The sequence below is a fragment of the Mesorhizobium atlanticum genome (assembly GCF_003289965.1).
GTDB lineage: Bacteria > Pseudomonadota > Alphaproteobacteria > Rhizobiales > Rhizobiaceae > Mesorhizobium > Mesorhizobium atlanticum.
The window spans coordinates 929,768-946,581 of the sequence record NZ_QMBQ01000001.1 but is presented as its reverse complement, the minus strand read 5'-3'; the positions used below and the strand labels follow the sequence as shown (position 1 = coordinate 946,581).

At 64.2% G+C, this 16,814-nt stretch carries 15 protein-coding genes; 3 read left to right on the top strand and 12 right to left on the bottom strand.

Annotated features, from left to right (window positions below):
* Positions 1-189 precede the first annotated feature (189 nt).
* A complete protein-coding gene (locus DPM35_RS04815; RefSeq protein ID WP_112126133.1) occupies positions 190-666 on the top strand; it encodes an Lrp/AsnC family transcriptional regulator in 477 nt (158 codons plus the stop codon).
* Between the two features lie 16 nt (positions 667-682).
* Here DPM35_RS04815 and DPM35_RS04810 read toward each other — a convergent pair whose 3' ends face one another.
* The 7 genes from DPM35_RS04810 to DPM35_RS04780 all read right to left on the bottom strand — a co-directional run bounded on the left by DPM35_RS04810 (position 683) and on the right by DPM35_RS04780 (position 9,080).
* Positions 683-2,338, bottom strand: coding sequence for an ABC transporter ATP-binding protein (locus tag DPM35_RS04810; RefSeq protein WP_112126132.1), 1,656 nt, complete (start codon positions 2,336-2,338; stop codon positions 683-685).
* A complete protein-coding gene (locus DPM35_RS04805) occupies positions 2,335-3,186 on the bottom strand; it encodes an ABC transporter permease (RefSeq protein ID WP_112126131.1) in 852 nt (283 codons plus the stop codon). The genes DPM35_RS04810 and DPM35_RS04805 overlap by 4 nt, the downstream gene beginning before the upstream one ends.
* Positions 3,183-4,133 carry an ABC transporter permease gene (locus DPM35_RS04800; protein WP_112126130.1) on the bottom strand — a complete coding sequence of 317 codons (951 nt, stop codon included), beginning with the start codon at positions 4,131-4,133 and terminating at the stop codon, positions 3,183-3,185. Before DPM35_RS04800 ends, DPM35_RS04805 begins: the two co-directional genes overlap by 4 nt.
* Before the next feature lie 84 nt (positions 4,134-4,217).
* Entirely contained in the window at positions 4,218-5,828 is a 1,611-nt protein-coding gene (locus DPM35_RS04795; RefSeq protein ID WP_112126253.1) for an ABC transporter substrate-binding protein, read from the bottom strand.
* Positions 5,829-5,892: 64 nt separating this feature from the next.
* Positions 5,893-6,615: an HAD-IA family hydrolase gene (locus DPM35_RS04790; RefSeq protein ID WP_112126129.1), complete on the bottom strand. Its 723-nt coding sequence runs from the start codon at positions 6,613-6,615 to the stop codon at positions 5,893-5,895.
* A 237-nt stretch (positions 6,616-6,852) separates the two neighbouring features.
* Positions 6,853-8,226 carry an aspartate aminotransferase family protein gene (locus DPM35_RS04785; protein WP_112126128.1) on the bottom strand — a complete coding sequence of 458 codons (1,374 nt, stop codon included), beginning with the start codon at positions 8,224-8,226 and terminating at the stop codon, positions 6,853-6,855.
* 14 nt (positions 8,227-8,240) lie between these two features.
* Positions 8,241-9,080: a GNAT family N-acetyltransferase gene (locus DPM35_RS04780; protein ID WP_112126252.1), complete on the bottom strand. Its 840-nt coding sequence runs from the start codon at positions 9,078-9,080 to the stop codon at positions 8,241-8,243.
* Between the two features lie 318 nt (positions 9,081-9,398).
* Between DPM35_RS04780 and DPM35_RS04775 the strand changes: the two genes are divergently transcribed.
* Positions 9,399-10,067 (top strand): haloacid dehalogenase type II, encoded by a 669-nt coding sequence (locus DPM35_RS04775; RefSeq protein ID WP_112126127.1) that lies wholly within the window; start codon positions 9,399-9,401, stop codon positions 10,065-10,067.
* Positions 10,068-10,083: 16 nt separating this feature from the next.
* Entirely contained in the window at positions 10,084-11,358 is a 1,275-nt protein-coding gene (locus tag DPM35_RS04770; protein ID WP_112126126.1) for an NAD(P)/FAD-dependent oxidoreductase, read from the top strand.
* 12 nt (positions 11,359-11,370) lie between these two features.
* Here the strand turns inward: DPM35_RS04770 and DPM35_RS04765 are convergent, their stop codons facing one another.
* The 5 genes from DPM35_RS04765 to DPM35_RS04745 form a co-directional block, all read right to left on the bottom strand.
* The gene (locus DPM35_RS04765; protein ID WP_112126125.1) at positions 11,371-12,828 is read right to left on the bottom strand and encodes an NAD-dependent succinate-semialdehyde dehydrogenase; all 1,458 of its coding nucleotides are present in this window, start codon (positions 12,826-12,828) and stop codon (positions 11,371-11,373) included.
* A 17-nt stretch (positions 12,829-12,845) separates the two neighbouring features.
* Positions 12,846-13,889: a tartrate dehydrogenase gene (locus DPM35_RS04760; protein WP_112126124.1), complete on the bottom strand. Its 1,044-nt coding sequence runs from the start codon at positions 13,887-13,889 to the stop codon at positions 12,846-12,848.
* 10 nt (positions 13,890-13,899) lie between these two features.
* Positions 13,900-15,363 (bottom strand): aldehyde dehydrogenase family protein, encoded by a 1,464-nt coding sequence (locus tag DPM35_RS04755; RefSeq protein WP_112126123.1) that lies wholly within the window; start codon positions 15,361-15,363, stop codon positions 13,900-13,902.
* A gap of 144 nt (positions 15,364-15,507) precedes the next feature.
* Complete coding sequence (locus DPM35_RS04750) at positions 15,508-15,861, bottom strand: cupin domain-containing protein (RefSeq protein WP_112126122.1); 354 nt, start codon at positions 15,859-15,861, stop codon at positions 15,508-15,510.
* Positions 15,862-15,885: 24 nt separating this feature from the next.
* A complete protein-coding gene (locus DPM35_RS04745) occupies positions 15,886-16,809 on the bottom strand; it encodes a 2-hydroxyacid dehydrogenase (protein WP_112126121.1) in 924 nt (307 codons plus the stop codon).
* Between the last annotated feature and the right edge of the window lie 5 nt (positions 16,810-16,814).

The following is a 16,814-nucleotide window of genomic DNA, read 5'->3' as shown; positions in this document are numbered from 1 at the left end:
CGCGCAGGCAGCCGCTGCCGCAGTTGAGGCACAAGCAGAATTTTGTTCCGGCAATCCCATTGAAATCGCCAGTCCCTGCGTTTCAAAGCGGTGTCGGCTCGGATGGACAGGCCAGCGGGCTATGGTAGTCTCGGCGGTCACCAGCATGGCAGCATTTTGTGCTGTAGCACTCTTCCTCGGAGACAGCCCATGAAACTGGATCGGATCGACATCAAGATTCTGCACGAACTGCAGAAGAACGGCCGCATCACCAATGTCGAACTGGCCGAGCTGGTGCATCTGTCGCCGAGCCCGTGCCTGATGCGGGTCAAGAAGCTGCAGTCGGAAGGCTACATCGAGGGCTACTCCGCGCAGGTCAATATCGGCAAGCTTGGCCAGACTCTGACCGTGTTCACCGAGATTACTCTCAAGAACCACCGCCAGGTCGACTTTGCGCGCTTTCTCGCCGTGGTAGAGAAGATCGACCAGGTTATCGAATGTCACCTTGTCTCGGGCGGCTACGACTATCTGATGAAATTCATGACCGCCGGGATCGGCGAATACCAGACGATCATGGAGCGGCTGACCGATATGGATATCGGCATCGACAAGTATTTCAGTTTCGTGGTGCTGAAGTCGCCCATCGTCAAGGCGCATATGCCGCTGCCCAGCCTGTTTCCGATGTAAGGCGGAGCCGCCGCTTTCACCGATGGCCGTACTGGCTGACGAGTTCCGGATCGCGGACGAGGCCGTCAAGCCAGGTCGGGTCAAGCTTTGGCACGGAGGAGAACAGAAGCTTCGAATAGGGGTGGCTGGGCGCCTTCACCTTGTCGGGCGTGATCTGCTCCACCCGCTCGCCATTGTACATGACCATGATCTGGTCGCAGATCGCCTCGACGACGGAGAGGTCGTGGCTGATGAAAATGTAGGACAGACCCAACTCGCGTTGCAACTCCTTGAGCAGCTCGATCACGGCGGACGCCACCACCGTGTCGAGAGCCGAGGTGATCTCGTCGCAGATGATGAGCTTGGGGTCGGCGGCAAGAGCGCGCGCGAAATTCACGCGCTGCTTCTGGCCGCCGGAGAGTTCCGACGGATGGCGATAGCGCAGCGCCCTCGGCAGGCGCACCATGTCGAGCAGTTCGTCGACGCGTTTTGAGCGCGCCCGCTTGTCGAGCCCGTGATAGAAGGCTAGCGGCCGAGCGATGATGTCCGCCACCGGCTTAGCCGGATTGAGCGCGGTGTCGGCGTATTGGAACACGATCTGCATCTCACGCAACTGGTCTTGGCTGCGTTTGCCTGCCGCCCGCTGCAACTGCTTGCCGTCGAAGACGATGTCGCCCGCCGCCGCCGGATGGATGCCGGCGATGACCCGCGCCAGCGTGGATTTTCCGCAACCGGATTCGCCGATGACGCCGAGATTGCGCCCCTTCTCGACAACCAGGCTGACGGAATCGACAGCGCGAATGAGGGGCAGTCCGTCGCTCCCTACCGCGCCGTAGCCTGCCGTGACATTGTCGATGCGCAGCAATTGATTGGTCGCTGCCTCCCCATCCGCATTCGCTTGCCGGGGCTTGGGTTCGAAGGCAGCCAGCAACTCGCGCGTATAGGGATGCTTGGCGGCTGAAAGGATTTCGGCCGTGGTGCCGGTCTCCTGCACTTCGCCGCCCTTCAACACCACGATGCGGTCGGCGATCTGGGCGACGACCGCGAGGTCGTGAGACACATAGACACCCGCGATCCCGCCCGCCCGCATCACCGACTTGAAGGCCTTCAGCACGTCGATCTGCGTCGTCACGTCGAGCGCCGTCGTCGGCTCATCGAAGATGACCAGCTTGGGATCGCCGATCAGCGCCATGGCCGCCGCAAGCCGCTGCAATTGCCCGCCCGAAACCTGGTGTGGATAGCGGGCACCGATCCCTTCCGGGTCCGGCAGCGACAGGGACCTGAACAGTTCGACCGCTCGCTTGCGCGCCTGCTCCGGCGGCATCAGCCTATGGATGCGCGTGACCTCGATCACCTGCTCCATGATGGTAGACGAGGGGTTGAAGGAGGCGGCGGCACTTTGCGGAACATAGGCGATGTCGGTGCCCCGAAGTTTTGCCCGTTCCTTTTCGGAAAGAGCGGCCATGTCCTTGCCGTTGACGTTGATCTCACCACCGGTGATCCGGCAGCCGGGCCGAGCATGGCCCATGAGCGAGAGCGCCACAGTCGTCTTGCCGGAGCCGCTCTCGCCGATCAGCGCAACGATCTCGCCGTCGGCGATGTCGAGGCTGACGCCCCTGATGATTTCGACGACGCGTCCGGCGTCGGTCGTCGCCTCGATCCTCAGCTTCCTGACCTCGACGAGATTGGTCATGCGTCGCGGTCCCTGATCTTGTGCGGCAGGTTGTCGATCAGCAGGTTGACGCTGATGGTGAGGCTGGCGATGGCTAGCGAGGGCACGATGACGGCGGGCGCGGCAAAGGGCAAGCCGCCGATGTTCTCACGCACAAGCGCGCCCCAGTCGGCCAAAGGCGGCTGCAGGCCAAGCCCGAGGAAGGACAGGCCGGAAAGCAGGAGCACGATGAAGACGAAGCGCAGCCCGAAATCGGCAAGCACCGGGCGGATGATGTTTGGCAGGATCTCGGACCCGATGAGATAGGCCGTGCTTTCGCCGCGGACGCGAGCGACGGTCATGAAGTCCATCGTGTTGATGTTGACGGCGAGCGCCCGCGCGAAGCGATAGGCGCCCGGGACGTAGATGACGGCGAGCGTCAGGATCAGTACCGGGATCGACGAGCCGACCGCGGCGACGACCACAAGGCCGAACAGCTTGCTGGGGATGGAGTTCATCGCGTCCAGGAAGCGGCTGAGGCATGTGTCGAACCAGCCGCCGGTGACGGCCGCAGCCATGCCCAGCACGACACCCGAAAAGCAGGCGATGGAGACCGCGGCGAGCGATATGCCGACGGTATAGCGTGCACCCATCAGAACCCGCGAAAGCATGTCGCGGCCCAGATAGTCGGAGCCGAGCCACAACCCCTGACGCATCGGGCCGAAATAGTCGTCGTCGACGATGTCGCCGATCGGATGGGGAATGATGTAGGGCGCGAAGATCGCGACGAGCGTCCACGCCAGGATGACCAGCGCGGCCACGACGCCGACGAGGTTATAGCTGTGGCCCAGGAAGGACCGCCGGGAGGCTACCGCGCGCGCCATCGTCATCTGAGCCTCGGGTTGGACATGATGGCCACGATATCTGCGGCCGTGATCAGCAGGAGATACCCGAGGCAGAAGATCATCGCGCAGCTCTGGATCAGCGGCAGGTCGCGGGTCGCGACGGCGTCCACCATCAGCTTTGCGATGCCGGGATAGTTGAAGATCGTCTCGACGATGATGACGCCGCCGACAAGATAGGACAAAGACAGCGCAACCGCGTTGACGATCGGTCCGAGCGCGTTGGGAAGCGCGTGCCTCAGCACCATGCGGCCGCGCGAGGCACCCTTGAGCAGCGCCATCTCGACATAAGGCGTGGACAGCGTCTCGATCACTGCGGCGCGAGTCATGCGGATCATTTGGGCGGAGATGACGAAGGTGAGCGTGATCACCGGCATGGCATAGATGCGCACGAGGTCGGTCAGCGAATGGGCCTCGTTGACCGAGGACAGCGCCGGCAGCCATTTCAGATAGACGGCAAACAGCAGAACCGACAGCGTCGCGACCATGAATTCCGGCACCGAGATAACGCCGATTGAAAGCACGGTGACGATGCGGTCGTACAGCGAGCCGCGCAGCATGGCGGTGGTGATGCCGAGTGTCAGCGCCAGCGGCACCGAGAGGAGCGTGGTGATGGCAGCGAGCTTCATCGTGTTGACCAGGCGGCCGCCAATCAATGCCGCGACCGGCATTTGATTGGCATAGGAGGTACCGAGGTCGCCGTGGAGTAGGCCGACAAGCCAGCGCAGGAAACGCAGGATCGCCGGATCGTTGAGATGCATGGCCTCGCGCAGGCCGGCGACCGCTTCGGGAGTCGCCGCCTGACCGAGCAGGATCGACGCCGTGTCGCCTGGCAGCATGCTGGTGGCGAAAAACACGGCGAACAGGACGATCAGAAGCGTGACGACCGCAATGCCCAGCCGCTTGACCACGAGGTTGAGAACCCCAGATTTCATGGAAGCGCTCCCTGCGGCTGCATTCGGTCAAACTATCCTGCGCAATGCAGTGCCGGGGCCGGTCGGCCGGCCCCGGCAGGCGTCTCAGGCTTCAAGCCAGAGATATTCCGCCATTGCGTAGCCCATCATGCCACCGAGCGGGTTCGCTTCCAAACCCTTCACCTTGCTGGAGAGGGCATCGACGTTGGAAATGTAGGCCGGGATGATGGTGCCAGCCTCGTCGGCGATCATGGTCTGCATCTGGCCATAGATCTCCTTGCGCTTGGCCTGGTCGAGTGAGCCGCGCGCCTCCACAAGCATCTTGTCGAACTTCTCGGACTTGTACTGGCTTTCGTTCCACGGCGCGTTCGAAGCGTATAGGAGCGAGAACAGGATGTCCGGCGTCGGGCGCGGATTGATGTTGCCGAAATGGATTGGCGCCTTGAGCCAGTAATTGTCCCAGTAGCCATCGGACGGAACGCGCTGCACGTCGAGCTTCATGCCGATGTCGGCACCCGCTGCCTGGATGATCACCGCCATGTCGATCGACGAAGTCGCCGCATCGGAGGCGATCACCGGGATGGACTGGCCGAGCAGGCCCGCCTTCTGGAAGTGGAACTTCGCCTTGTCCGGGTCGAAGGCCTTCGGCTTGAGGTCGGCATTGTGGAAGATGTTGGCCGGGGAGACGGGCTGGTCGTTGCCGATCTCGCCGAGGCCGCGCAATGCCGATTTGACGATCTGCTCGCGGTTGACCAAATACTTCATGCCGGCGACGAAGTCGGCCTTGTTGCCCGGATCCATGTCGAGCCGGATGTTGAGGTCGGTGTAGTTGCCCGAGGTCGTCTTCGACAGTTCAAAGTCCTGCTGGCTTTCCAGCAGTTTCATCGCCCGTGGATTGATCGAGGCGGCGAAGGCGATGTCACCCGAAAGCAGCGCGTTCACGCGGGCGCTGTCGTCACTGATGGCGATGAACTCGAAGGAGTCGAGATAGGGCTTACCCGATTTCCAGTAGTTCTTGTTCTTGGTGACCACCGAACGCACACCCGGTTCGAACGTCTGCAGCACGAAAGCGCCGGTGCCGTTGCCCTTGGAGAAATCAGTCGTGCCGTCCTGGACAATCATGAAGTGGTGCAGCGCCAGGATGGTCGGCAGGTCGGCGTTCGGATCGGCGAGCGTGATTTCCACGGTAGACTTGTCGACCGCCTTGAAGCCGGTCATCTGCGCGGCGATCTTGGCGACCTTGGAGCCGACCGCTTTGTCGAGATGACGCTTCAGCGAAAAGACCACGTCGTCGGCCGTCAGATCCTTGCCGTCGTGGAAGGTGACGCCCTTGCGCAGTTTCACCGTCCAGGTCTTGGCGTCCTTGCTGTCGAAACTCTCGGCGAGTTCCATCTGCGTCTTGCCATCCTTGTCGAGGAAGGTCAGGCGGTTGTAGAGCGAGCAGCAGCGGACATAGTCGGTGGAGAGCGACGCCTTGGCCGGATCGAGCGTGTCGGCGGTCGAAGACGACCAGCCGGCCGCTTTCAAGTTTCCACCGGAAACCGGCGTGGCGGCGACGGCCTGCGTGGCACGGCCGAGCACGAAGCTGCCCGCGGCAACTGCGGCGCCGCCCGCAAGCAGCATCTTGAGGAGTTCGCGGCGGCTGGCACCCCGCCGGATGGCGTTTTCGACCATGGCATCGTCTGCGCTGGTCCAGTTGGTGATCTTGTCATTCATGTTCATTCCCCTTTCTGTTGGTTGGTCGGTATGCTCGTCTTGCTGCGGCTTTCCGGGCTTAGGTTCAGATTCGCTCCTTCAGGCTCTCGCGCACGGCAGCCGCGAGGGCGGCCATTGAGGTGAAGTGATAGTCCGGCACGGTGAAGCGCTCGGGCTCGATCGTGCCGCCATAGCCCTTCTGGGCGTGCCGGCGCTCGATCCAGCAATTGGTCATGCCGAGCGCCCGGGAGATGCCGATGTCGTGGTACTGGCTTTGCGCGACATGCAGGATGTCGTCCTTGCTGTCGCCACGCGATGCCACGAAATCGAAGACCTTCTGGAAGAAGGCCGGGTCGGGTTTCTCCGTACCGGTGTCGTCGGCGGTGAAGGTGGCGAAGAAGGGCGACCCGAGCTGCTGCTCGAAATGGTCGAGCGCCCAGCGCCGCGCATTGGTCATGGCGATCAGCTTGTGGGATTTCGCAAGGTCGGCCAGTGCCGCCGCGCTATCGGGAAAGCCTTTCCAGACGCTTGCGGAATCCCTCAGGCGAACACCGTATTTCTCTTCGGCGGGCAGGCCGAGCTGCGGCGCGATGACGGTGTAGACGCGCGCGAGATCGTCCGGGAACAACCCCGCGCCGGGCATGTAACGAGCCTGCCGATAAAGTGCCAGCGCTTCCTCGCCGTCGATGGCCACGCCGGTCTCGGCGGCAATTCCAGCCAGGCAGTTCGTGATACCGCTTTCGAAGTCGATCAGCGTGCCGACGACGTCGAAGGTCAGGTATTTGAATTCGCTAAAGCCCCTGGCCAAATCTGGCTCTCCTCTGCGCGCGGCCGAATTGCATGGTGCTGAACAGAACAAAATTCCGTGCTGTCCGGGGCGTCGGCCTTTTCAAAGCCCAATAATTCCGGGCTTTGTGGCCTTGTCTTCTGTGCAGTCTGGCACTTCCCCCGCGCTGGATTCGCCGAAAAGGCGCGGGGCAGCGGCACAAAATTGCGAAATCGTCCGCTCCGGCGATATTTCGAGATGCGAAAAATCCGCCGCTTGTCATGCAAGGGCCTCGCGGACATCTGGATCGGCCAGCGTCTGGTCGAGCGTGAGGCGCGTGCGCTCGATAATCGCGTCGATGTCTTCGTCGGTGCAGCAGAGCGGCGGGGCATAGCCGAGGACGCCATTGGCAAAGGCGCGGATGATCAGGCCGTTGTCCCAGGCCCTGTCGAAGACCCGCCGTGCCGGCATCGCCGACGCCGGCAGCGGCGTCTTCTGCTTTTTGTCGACCACCAGCTCGATCGCGGCAAGCATGCCGCGGCCGCGAACGTCGCCGACGAGCGGATGGTCGCTCAAGGCAGACAGGCCTGCCATTAGGCGAGCGCCGGCCTTGATGCCGTTCTCCAGAAGGCCGTCCTCATAGAGCTTCAACACTTCGAGCGCGACGGCGGCGCTGACCGGATGAGCGGAGTAGGTGTAGCCGTGGCCGACCGCCGCGTTGCCCGCGCCATCGGCGATGACTTGGTAGACGTGGTCGGCCATGAACACGGCGCCCATGGGAACATAGCCCGAGGTCAGGCCCTTCGCGGTCGTCATGAAATCGGGAACGACGTCCTCTTCCGTGCAGGCGAACAGCGGCCCGGTGCGGCCGAAGCCGGTGATCACCTCGTCGGCGATGAACAGGATGCCATACTCCCGGCACAGCGCGCGGATCGCCTTGATCCAGCCCTTCGGCGGCACGATGACACCACCCGAACCCTGGATCGGCTCGGCGTAGAAGGCGGCGACCCGCTCTGGTCCGATGGCCTCGATCTTGGCCTTCAGCGCGGCGAGCGACGCGGCGATGATCGCATTGCCGTCCTCCCCGACCGGGTTGCGATAGGGATAGGGTGACGGGATCTTGTGCTGCCATTCGAAGGGAATGCCGAAGCCGGCGTGGAAGGCGGGCAGGGCCGTCAGGCCGGCGCCAACCACCGACGAGCCGTGATAGCCTTGCTCGATCGAAATGAACTGGTCGCGCTGCGGCTCGCCCTTGGCATTCCAGTAGTAGCGGACGAAACGGATCGTGCTGTCGACCGCGTCCGATCCGCCGAGCGTGAAATAGACGTGGTTGAGGTCGCCCGGAGCGCGCTCGGCCAGTTCCGAAGCGAGCCGGATCGCCGGCTCCGAGCCGAGATCGAAATAGGCGGTGGCGTAAGGAAGCTCGCGCATTTGCCGGGCCGCCGCCTCGACGATGCTGTCGTGGCCGTAGCCGGCATTGACGCACCAAAGCCCGGCGAAACCGTCGACGAGTTGCTTGCCGGATGCATCGGTCACTGTGGCGCCCTTCGCCGACTTCAGCACGCGCACGCCGAGCGCCTCGTGGCCGCGATAGGAGGAGACCGGATGGATGAGATGGGCGCGGTCGAGTTCGATCAGCGAATTGGCGAGCATTGTTTTTCTCCGAACTAGCCGAGCGCCTGGTTGGCGAGGGCGTAAACTTTTGGCCGGGCCTGTGCCGCGGCCGTCCGAGACGGGCGATCCATGGCCACGCCGCCGCCGACATGGCCGAGGCCGATTTCCGTGAGCCAGCCGGCGATGCCGGTGCGGCTGTCCGTATCGACGCGCAGGAAGGCGCCGGGGCGCGAGGCGGCGAAAAAGCTGATCAGAGCCCTGGCGTCGTCGGCACTGCCCGCGATCACTGGGCCTATCACCTCGCCGCGTCCGAACGGGCGGATCGCGGCATAGGCCTCGATCGCGCCGTTGCGGCGGATGACGGCGAATTGGCCGCGCTCGGCCAGCGCGTCGATCAGGGCTTCGCGGTCGGCGCCATAGGCGTCGCGGTCCATCGCCTTGATTTCCGGCAGATCGCCGGCGCTCGCCGCTCGCACGCCGTCCGGCGCGCCAAGCGCAGCGACGTTGCCCTGATGCTGCAGGATCGTGCCCGAGGATACAAAGCCGAACTTTTCATAGAGCGGCATGCCTTCCGCCGTCGCGACGAGCCGCAGGGGCCGATCTTCAGCAAGAGCGAAGGCTTGTTCCATCAGCCGGCGCCCGAGCCCCATGCCGCGGGCGTTCCGGTCGACGATCACCATATTGATCATGGCGCAATCCATACCGTAGGGCGTTACCAGGATGGTGCCGACAACCCGGCCGTCGTCGTCGAGAGCGACCGCGCCGCTTGAAAGCTGCAGCGCCATCTGCCAGTCCTGCGGGCGATGCGGCCAGTTCTCCTGACGAGAAAGCGCCACCGCGCCCTCGATATGGTCCGGCCCGAAAGCCTGGATTGCGATTTCGCCCTGCTGCATGAGGCATCCTTCCGTCTGCCTGCAAGTCTCGGTCATCGGCGCGCGGCGGATCGTCTGAAGATTTCGGTCTCCGCGATATCTTTCGCCTTTGCGCGGGGCGCGCGCCGCATCTTCTGCTGGCAACATCTTCGGTTGTCGCTTCAGCGTCGCGCCATAGCGGGCTTGTCGACAGCCAAGATGCTACAGCGTGCCAAACTTGACGGCAGATACGGAACTTTCTGCTTTCGGAGAGCCGATTTCGGTCAAGTGGCTCGTCGCCTGCCCGCATATGATCAAGTAATCCCAGAGCGGGTGTGCTTCCACCGGAGATCGACGGACATGGCTTCCTTCAGGCCCAAATACATCACCTTCGACTGCTATGGCACGTTGACCAATTTCCAGATGGCGGAGGCGGCGCGCGACCTCTACGGCAGCCGGCTCGATGAGCCGCGCATGCAGGAGTTCATCAAGAACTTCGCGGCCTATCGGCTGGATGAGATCTTGGGCGACTGGAAACCTTATGCCGATGTGGTCCACAATGCGCTCGAGCGCGCCTGCAAGCGCAACGCCGTCGCCTTCAGCCCCGATGACGCGAAGATGGTCTATGAGCGCGTGCCGTCCTGGGGTCCGCATGCCGACGTTCCGGCGGGCCTTGCCAAGGTCGCCAAGGAAATTCCGCTGGTGATCCTCTCCAACGCCATGAACGCGCAGATCATGTCCAATGTCGACAAGCTCGGCGCGCCGTTCCATGCCGTCTACACGGCCGAGCAGGCACAGGCCTACAAGCCGCACTTCAAAGCCTTCGAATATATGCTCGACATGCTGGGCTGCGGCCCCGAAGACATCCTTCACTGCTCGTCGTCGTTTCGCTACGACCTGATGTCGGCGCATGATCTCGGCATCAAGAACAAGGTCTGGGTGAACCGCGGCCACGAGCCGGCCAACCCCTATTACGGCTACACCGAGATCGCCGACATTTCAGGTCTTCCGGGCGTGGTCGGGCTTTGAGACAGGCGGATTGCCGATGAAGTTCGTCTCCTACTGGCACGACACCGCTCCGGTCTTTTCCGGCGGCGCGCAAGGCCCGCTCGAAGGGCACTACGATGCGGCAATCGTCGGCGGTGGCTTCACCGGTCTCGCCGCGGCACGCCAATTGGCGAAGGCCGGCGCCAAGGTGGTCGTGCTGGAAGCTGAGCGGGTCGGCTGGGGTGCGTCCGGGCGCAATGGCGGGCATCTGAACAATGGCCTCGCCCACAGCTACCTTTCGGCCAAGGCCGAGCTCGGCAAGGAACGCGCCATCGCGCTCTACCGGGCGCTGGACGACTCCGTCGACACCGTCGAGGCCCTGATCGCCGAGGAAAGCATCGACTGCAACTTCCGCCGTGCCGGCAAGCTGAAGCTCGCCTCCAAGCCGCAGCATTTCGAAGCGATCGCCCGCAACTTCGAAGCCATCCATGCCGAGGTCGATCCGGATACGGCGCTGCTGTCGCCGACCGACCTCAAATCTGAAATCGGCTCGCCCTTCCATGGCGCGATGCTGTCGAAAAAGAGCGCCATGATGCACATGGGCCGCTATGTGGCCGGCCTCGCCACGGCCGCCGCCCGCCACGGCGCGGTCATCCACGAGAACACCAGGGTGACGGACCGCAGGCAATCAGGAAACAGGCACGAGCTGACAACGTCCCGCGGCAAGATCAGCGCCGACAATGTGCTGGTGGCGACGGGCGCCTACACGACGCCGAATTTCAGCTATTTCCGCCGCAGGCTCATCTCGGTAGGCAGCTTCATCATCGCCACGCGGCCGTTGAGCGACGCCGAGATCAATGCCACCATGCCGGGCAATCGGACCTGCGTGACCTCGATGAACATCGGCAATTACTTCCGGCTCGCACCCGACAAGCGCCTGATCTTTGGAGGCCGAGCGCGTTTCTCGGCGACCTCGGACCAGCGCTCCGACGCCAAGAGCGGGCAGATATTGCGCGCAAGCCTCGCGGCGATCTTCCCGCAACTCGCCAAGGTCGAGATCGACTATTGCTGGGGCGGGCTGGTCGACATGACCAAGGACCGCTACCCGCGCGCCGGCTACCATGAGGGGGTCTGGTACGCGATGGGCTACTCCGGTCATGGCGCGCAGCTTTCCACCCATCTCGGCATGATGCTAGCCGACGCCATGCTCGGCCGCGAGGACCGCAATCCGCTGAAGGGGCTCGAGTGGCCTGCAATCCCGGGCTATTCCGGCAAGCCGTGGTTTCTGCCGATGGTCGGCCTCTACTACAAGGCGCTCGACCGGATCCAATGATCGAGGCGGAGCTTAGCCCAGCCCGCCCATGTGAAAGCTCTTCATCTCGAGATATTCCTCGATGCCGGCCTGCGCGCCCTCGCGTCCGAGCCCGGACTGCTTGACGCCGCCGAAGGGTGCGACCTCCATCGAGACCGAGCCGGTGTTCAAGCCCACCATGCCGAACTCCAGCGCCTCGCCGACGCGCCAGGCGCGTTTCAAATTCTCCGTGTAGAAGTAGGAGGCGAGCCCGTAGGGGGTGCCGTTAGCGAGCGCGATCGCTTCTTCTTCGGTCTCGAACCGGAACAGCGGCGCGACCGGACCGAAGGTTTCTTCGCCGGCGAGTTGCATCTCTGCCGTGGCGCCGGTCAGCACCAGCGGCGCGACATACTGCGGCCCCTGCGGCAAGGCTGGCCTCTTCGTGATGATCGCAGCACCCTTGGCGAGCGCGTCCTCGACATGGCGGTTGATTTTCTCGACCGCCGCCATGTTGATCATCGGTCCGATTGCGACGCCGGGCTGTGTGCCGGGCCCTACCGTCATGGCGTTGACGCGGGCGCTGAGCTTCGCGGCGAAGGCGTCATGGACACCGGCCTGGACGAGGATGCGGTTGGCGCACACGCAGGTCTGGCCACCATTGCGGAATTTCGAGACGAGCGCGCCCTCGACGGCGAGATCGAGATCGGCGTCGTCGAAGACGATGAAGGGCGCATTGCCGCCGAGTTCGAGGCTGAGCCGCTTCACGCTATCGGCCGCGCCGCGCATCAGCAGCGAGCCGACGCGCGTCGAGCCGGTGAAAGAGATCTTGCGCACGGTCTCGTTCGCCATGATCTCATTGCCGATCCCGGTCGGCATGCCGGTGACGATGTTGATGACGCCGGCGGGGATGCCCGCGCGTTCGGCGAGAACGCTAAGCGCCAGCGCCGAATAGGGCGTGAACTCGGAGGGCTTGATCACCACCGTGCAGCCGGCGGCCAGCGCCGGCGCGACCTTGCGGGTGATCATCGCGTTGGGAAAATTCCACGGCGTGATGATACCGCAGACACCGACCGGTTCCTTCAACACGACGATGCGGCGATCCGAGGTCGGCGAGGGGATGGTGTGGCCGTTGATGCGGCGCGCCTCTTCCGAGAACCATTTGACGAAGGACGCGCCGTAGCGGATTTCGCCCTTGGCCTCGTCCAGCGGCTTGCCCTGTTCCGTCGTCAGGATCAGCGCCAGATCGTCCAGATGCGCAAGCATCAGTCCATGCCAGGCTTCCAGCAGGGCGGCGCGCTCGGCATTAGTCTTCTTCCTCCAGCCCCGATAGGCGGAGGCCGCGGCTTCGATGGCCGCGCGCGTTTCAGGGCCGGCCATGTCCGGCACGGTGCCGATCGCCGCCTGGGTTGCCGGATCGATCACGTCGATCGTTTTGCTGGAGCCGGCAGCGACCCATTCGCCGCCGATCAGGCCGGCTTCGCGGAAAAGGCTTTTGTCCTTCAGGTTTTTCATCGAAAACGACCTTGCATTCAGCTGAGCGCCGCGACGACGGCGGCTGTGATCGCTTCCGTGCGATCCTTTCCGGGGGTGGTTCCAATGCCTCGCGCGGTTGTCGCCTCGAGCGCCGTCATGACGCGCTCGGCCGCGTTTCTTTCGCCTAGATGATCGAGCATCATCGCAGCCGACCAGATGGTGGCTATCGGATTGGCGATGCCAAGATGGGCGATGTCGGGCGCCGAGCCGTGCACCGGTTCGAACATTGACGGCACCGAGTGGTCGGGATTGATGTTGGCGGAGGCGGCGTAGCCGAGCCCGCCCTGCATCGCCGCGCCGATGTCGGTCAGGATGTCGCCGAAGAGATTGGAGGCGACGACGACGTCAAGGCTTTCCGGCTGCATGATCATGCGGGCGGCGAGCGCGTCGACGTGGTAGCTGGTGACTGTGACATCAGGATACTCGGCCGCCAGCTTGCGCGTGATCTCGTCCCAGAACACCATCGAGTATTTCTGCGCGTTGGACTTGGTGACGGAGGCGAGCTTGCCGCGCCGCGCCCGCGCCTGCTCGAAGCCGAAGCGCAGGATTCGCTCGACGCCGGCACGGGTGAAGATCGATGTCTCCACCGCGACTTCGTCCGGCGTGCCTTGGTGCACGCGACCGCCGGCGCCGGAATATTCACCCTCGGTGTTCTCGCGAATGCACAATATGTCGAAGCTCTCGGCCCGCAGCGGCCCGGTCACCCCTGGCAGCAGACGATGCGGCCGGATGTTGGCATACTGCGCGAATGCCTTACGGATCGGCAGCAGCAGGCCATGGAGCGAAACAGAATCCGGCACTTCCGCCGGCCAGCCGACCGCGCCGAGCAGGATGGCGTCGAAGCCGCGCAGGGTCTCGATGCCGTCCTCCGGCATCATGCTGCCAGTGTCCTTGTAAAATTCGCAGGACCAGGGAAATTCGGTTCCGGCCAAGGCAAAGCCCGACTGCTTGGCTGCTGTTTCCAGTACCGTCCAGGCGGCGGCGGTCACATCGCGGCCGATACCGTCACCAGGGATCAGGGCGATTGAATGGGATTTCATCGGCATCTCTTCACAGGCTGACCAGGACGCTCTTGGTCCTACGGTTGGCGAGATAGGCCTCGCGGCCAAGGTCCTTGCCGATGCCGGAGCGCTTGTAGCCGCCGGTCGGCAGGATGTGGTCGCGCGAGCGGCTGTAGCGGTTGACCCAGACGGTGCCCGCTTCGAGCTTGCGCGCGAGACGGATGGTGCGGGACAGGTCTGCGGTGAACAGGCCGGAAGCCAGTCCATAAGTCGGATGGCTGGCCAGCGCCAGCGCCTCTTCCTCGGTGTCGAAGGTCTGGACGGTCAGGACCGGGCCGAAGATCTCCTCGACGATGGCCGGATTGGCCTGGTCGACATTGGCAATCAGCGTCGGCTCGTAGAAATAGCCCGGAGCGTCCATGGCCACGCCGCCGGTCAGGCATTCGCCGCCGGGCCCAACCGCGGCCCGCACGATGCTGTCGACGCGTGCCCGCTGCCGTTCCGAAATGATCGGCGAATACTGCGTCGCCTGGTCCCAGGTCGGGCCGGGCCGCACCGCCTTCATTCGTTCTACGATGGCAGCCGTAAGCCGGTCGGCGATGCCTTTCTCGACGATCAGGCGCGTGCCGGCGACGCAGGCCTGGCCGGCATTGAAGGTGACGCTGCCGGCGATCGCCGCTGCCGCCTTGTCGAGGTCGGCGTCGGCGAAGACGATCTGCGGGCTCTTGCCGCCGAGTTCCAGCGTCATCGGCTTGACACCGGTACGAGCGACGTTCTCCATGATGGCGGAACCGGCGCGGGTCGAGCCGGTGAAGCTGACCTTGGCGATCTCGGCATGGCCGGTCAGCGCCGTGCCGGTCGTCGGGCCGTCGCCGAGCACCACATTGATCAGCCCCGCCGGCAGGCCGGCCCTCACAGCGAGTTCCGCCAGATAGACGGCCGAGAAGGGCGTCATTTCCGACGGCTTCAGCACCACTGCGTTGCCGGCTGCCAGCGCCGGACCGAGCTTCCAGCCCGCCATCGAGATCGGAAAATTCCACGGCGTGATCGCGCCGACCACGCCATAGGGCTCGCTCATGATCATGCCGAGGCTGGCGTCGTCGGTCGGTACGAGCTCGCTGCCTTCCTTGTCGGCGAATTCGGCAAAGAAGCGGATCTGCTCGGCGGTCACGGCGATGTCGCCCGCGACGAGCTGGCCGACGGGCCGCGTCGAGGACAGCGCCTCGATCCGGGCGAGCGTCGCGGCTTCCGCCTCCATCAGGTCGGCCCAGGCCTGCAGGGCCCTCGTGCGCTCACGCGGGCGAACGCCGCCCCAGTTGCTCGACGTCAGGGCCCCCTTGGCGCTTTCCACTGCGCGGTCGATCATGTCGACGCCCGCCACCGGGCAGGCGGCGTATGCCTTGCCGTCCGACGGGCGGCGCATCTCGATCGCGCCCTCTGCCGCGATCAACTCGCCACCGATGAAATGGCCGACGGGGAGAGCAACCTTGTCCGGATCGAAGTTCAGGCTCATGGGCAACCACTCAGCAACATCGGCCATGAGCCTAGCGTAGGCGGACAAGCAGCATGCATCGTTCGCCGAACCACCGCCGACGATTGTTGCGCGCAGGCCCGGCGGGACGGCAAAATCTGTTGCGGTGCCTGAAGCCGGGCGCCGTCAACCGACCGTCACGTAGATCTTGCGCACCGTTTCGATGGTCTTCCAAATGCCGGTGAAGCCGGGTTTCATGACAAAACTGTCGCCGGCACGATAAGTCACCGGCTTGCCGCCGTCGGGCGTGATTTCGATCACGCCGGCGAGGATGTGACAGAATTCGAAGGTCTCGCCCTTGATCGAGCGCGTCTCGCCCGGTGTCGCTTCCCAGACGCCGGTGTGGACGAGGTCGTCCTTGGCGGCGTCCTGCGCCCAGGTCTTGAAGGCCGGGTCGCCGGCGATCAGCCGCTCGGGCAAGGCCTTGGATTGGCGTGGCGCGAAGGACGGATCGGTATCGACGGTCTTGAGCAGGGACAAGGGGCGGCCTTTCTGGTTGGAGCTTCAATAGCCGCGCGACCGGTCGACGAGCCCGATCGGGTCGAGACCGGCGCGATGACGCCTGATGTTGTCGACGACGGCGCGCGCGGCGGTCGCCGGCTGGGTGACGCTGGCGACATGCGGGGTCAAGATGATCTTCGGATGTGACCAGAATGGATGGCCCGCGGGCAATGGCTCGGGATCGGTGACGTCGATCATCGCCGCCGAAAGCTGGCCGCTGTCGAGCGCGGCGACTAGCGCTTCGTGATCGAGCTGCGGCCCCCGCCCAGTGTGGATCAGTGCTGCGCCTTCAGGCAGTTTCGCAAACAGCCCGGCATCGAGGAAGCCGCGTGTCTTCCCGGTCAGCGGCAGCAGGCAGACCAGTATGTCGCTAGCCGTGAGCATCTTCTCCAGCCCAAGCTCGCCATGATGGCAGGCCACGCCCTCGATGTGTCGCGGCGAGCGGCTCCAGCCGGCAAGCGGAAAGCCGAAAGGCTTCAGCCGGTCGAGGACGGCCTGGCCCAGTTGGCCGAGACCGAGCACGCCGATCCGGCGCGACCCGGCCTGAGGCTGCGCGATATCGCGCCACTCGCTGGCGCGCTGCTGCGCCAGATAGGCGGGCAGGTTGCGATGAAGCGCAAGCACGGCGAGCGCGACATATTCCTGCATCATGCGCACGATGCCTTCCTCGATCATGCGCACGACCTTCACCGTCGCGGGCACCGCATCGAAGCGGAACTGGTCGACGCCGGCGCCGATGGAGAACAGGATTTCCAGATTGCTGTAGCGATCGAGGTTTTCCGGCACCGTCCAGGTGATGAGATAGCGCACTGTGTCGGGATCGACCGTCGCGGGATCCATGATGAAGGGGAGGTCAGGCAATTCCTTCGCGAAGGCTTCGGCGAAGATCGCGCCGCGCCGCGCATCGGAGTTGAACAGGAAGGTCATTCCGG

Excerpts from the sequence above, each read along its gene's own strand:
- DPM35_RS04815 (WP_112126133.1), top strand. The coding sequence starts at position 190 with ATGAAACTGGATCGGATCGACATCAAGATTCTGCACGAACTGCAGAAG.
- DPM35_RS04810 (WP_112126132.1), bottom strand. The coding sequence starts at position 2,338 with ATGACCAATCTCGTCGAGGTCAGGAAGCTGAGGATCGAGGCGACGACC.
- DPM35_RS04805 (WP_112126131.1), bottom strand. The coding sequence starts at position 3,186 with ATGACGATGGCGCGCGCGGTAGCCTCCCGGCGGTCCTTCCTGGGCCAC.
- DPM35_RS04800 (WP_112126130.1), bottom strand. The coding sequence starts at position 4,133 with ATGAAATCTGGGGTTCTCAACCTCGTGGTCAAGCGGCTGGGCATTGCG.
- DPM35_RS04795 (WP_112126253.1), bottom strand. The coding sequence starts at position 5,828 with ATGAATGACAAGATCACCAACTGGACCAGCGCAGACGATGCCATGGTC.
- DPM35_RS04785 (WP_112126128.1), bottom strand. The coding sequence starts at position 8,226 with ATGCTCGCCAATTCGCTGATCGAACTCGACCGCGCCCATCTCATCCAT.
- DPM35_RS04780 (WP_112126252.1), bottom strand. The coding sequence starts at position 9,080 with ATGCAGCAGGGCGAAATCGCAATCCAGGCTTTCGGGCCGGACCATATC.
- DPM35_RS04775 (WP_112126127.1), top strand. The coding sequence starts at position 9,399 with ATGGCTTCCTTCAGGCCCAAATACATCACCTTCGACTGCTATGGCACG.
- DPM35_RS04770 (WP_112126126.1), top strand. The coding sequence starts at position 10,084 with ATGAAGTTCGTCTCCTACTGGCACGACACCGCTCCGGTCTTTTCCGGC.
- DPM35_RS04765 (WP_112126125.1), bottom strand. The coding sequence starts at position 12,828 with ATGAAAAACCTGAAGGACAAAAGCCTTTTCCGCGAAGCCGGCCTGATC.
- DPM35_RS04760 (WP_112126124.1), bottom strand. The coding sequence starts at position 13,889 with ATGAAATCCCATTCAATCGCCCTGATCCCTGGTGACGGTATCGGCCGC.
- DPM35_RS04755 (WP_112126123.1), bottom strand. The coding sequence starts at position 15,363 with ATGAGCCTGAACTTCGATCCGGACAAGGTTGCTCTCCCCGTCGGCCAT.
- DPM35_RS04745 (WP_112126121.1), bottom strand. The coding sequence starts at position 16,809 with ATGACCTTCCTGTTCAACTCCGATGCGCGGCGCGGCGCGATCTTCGCC.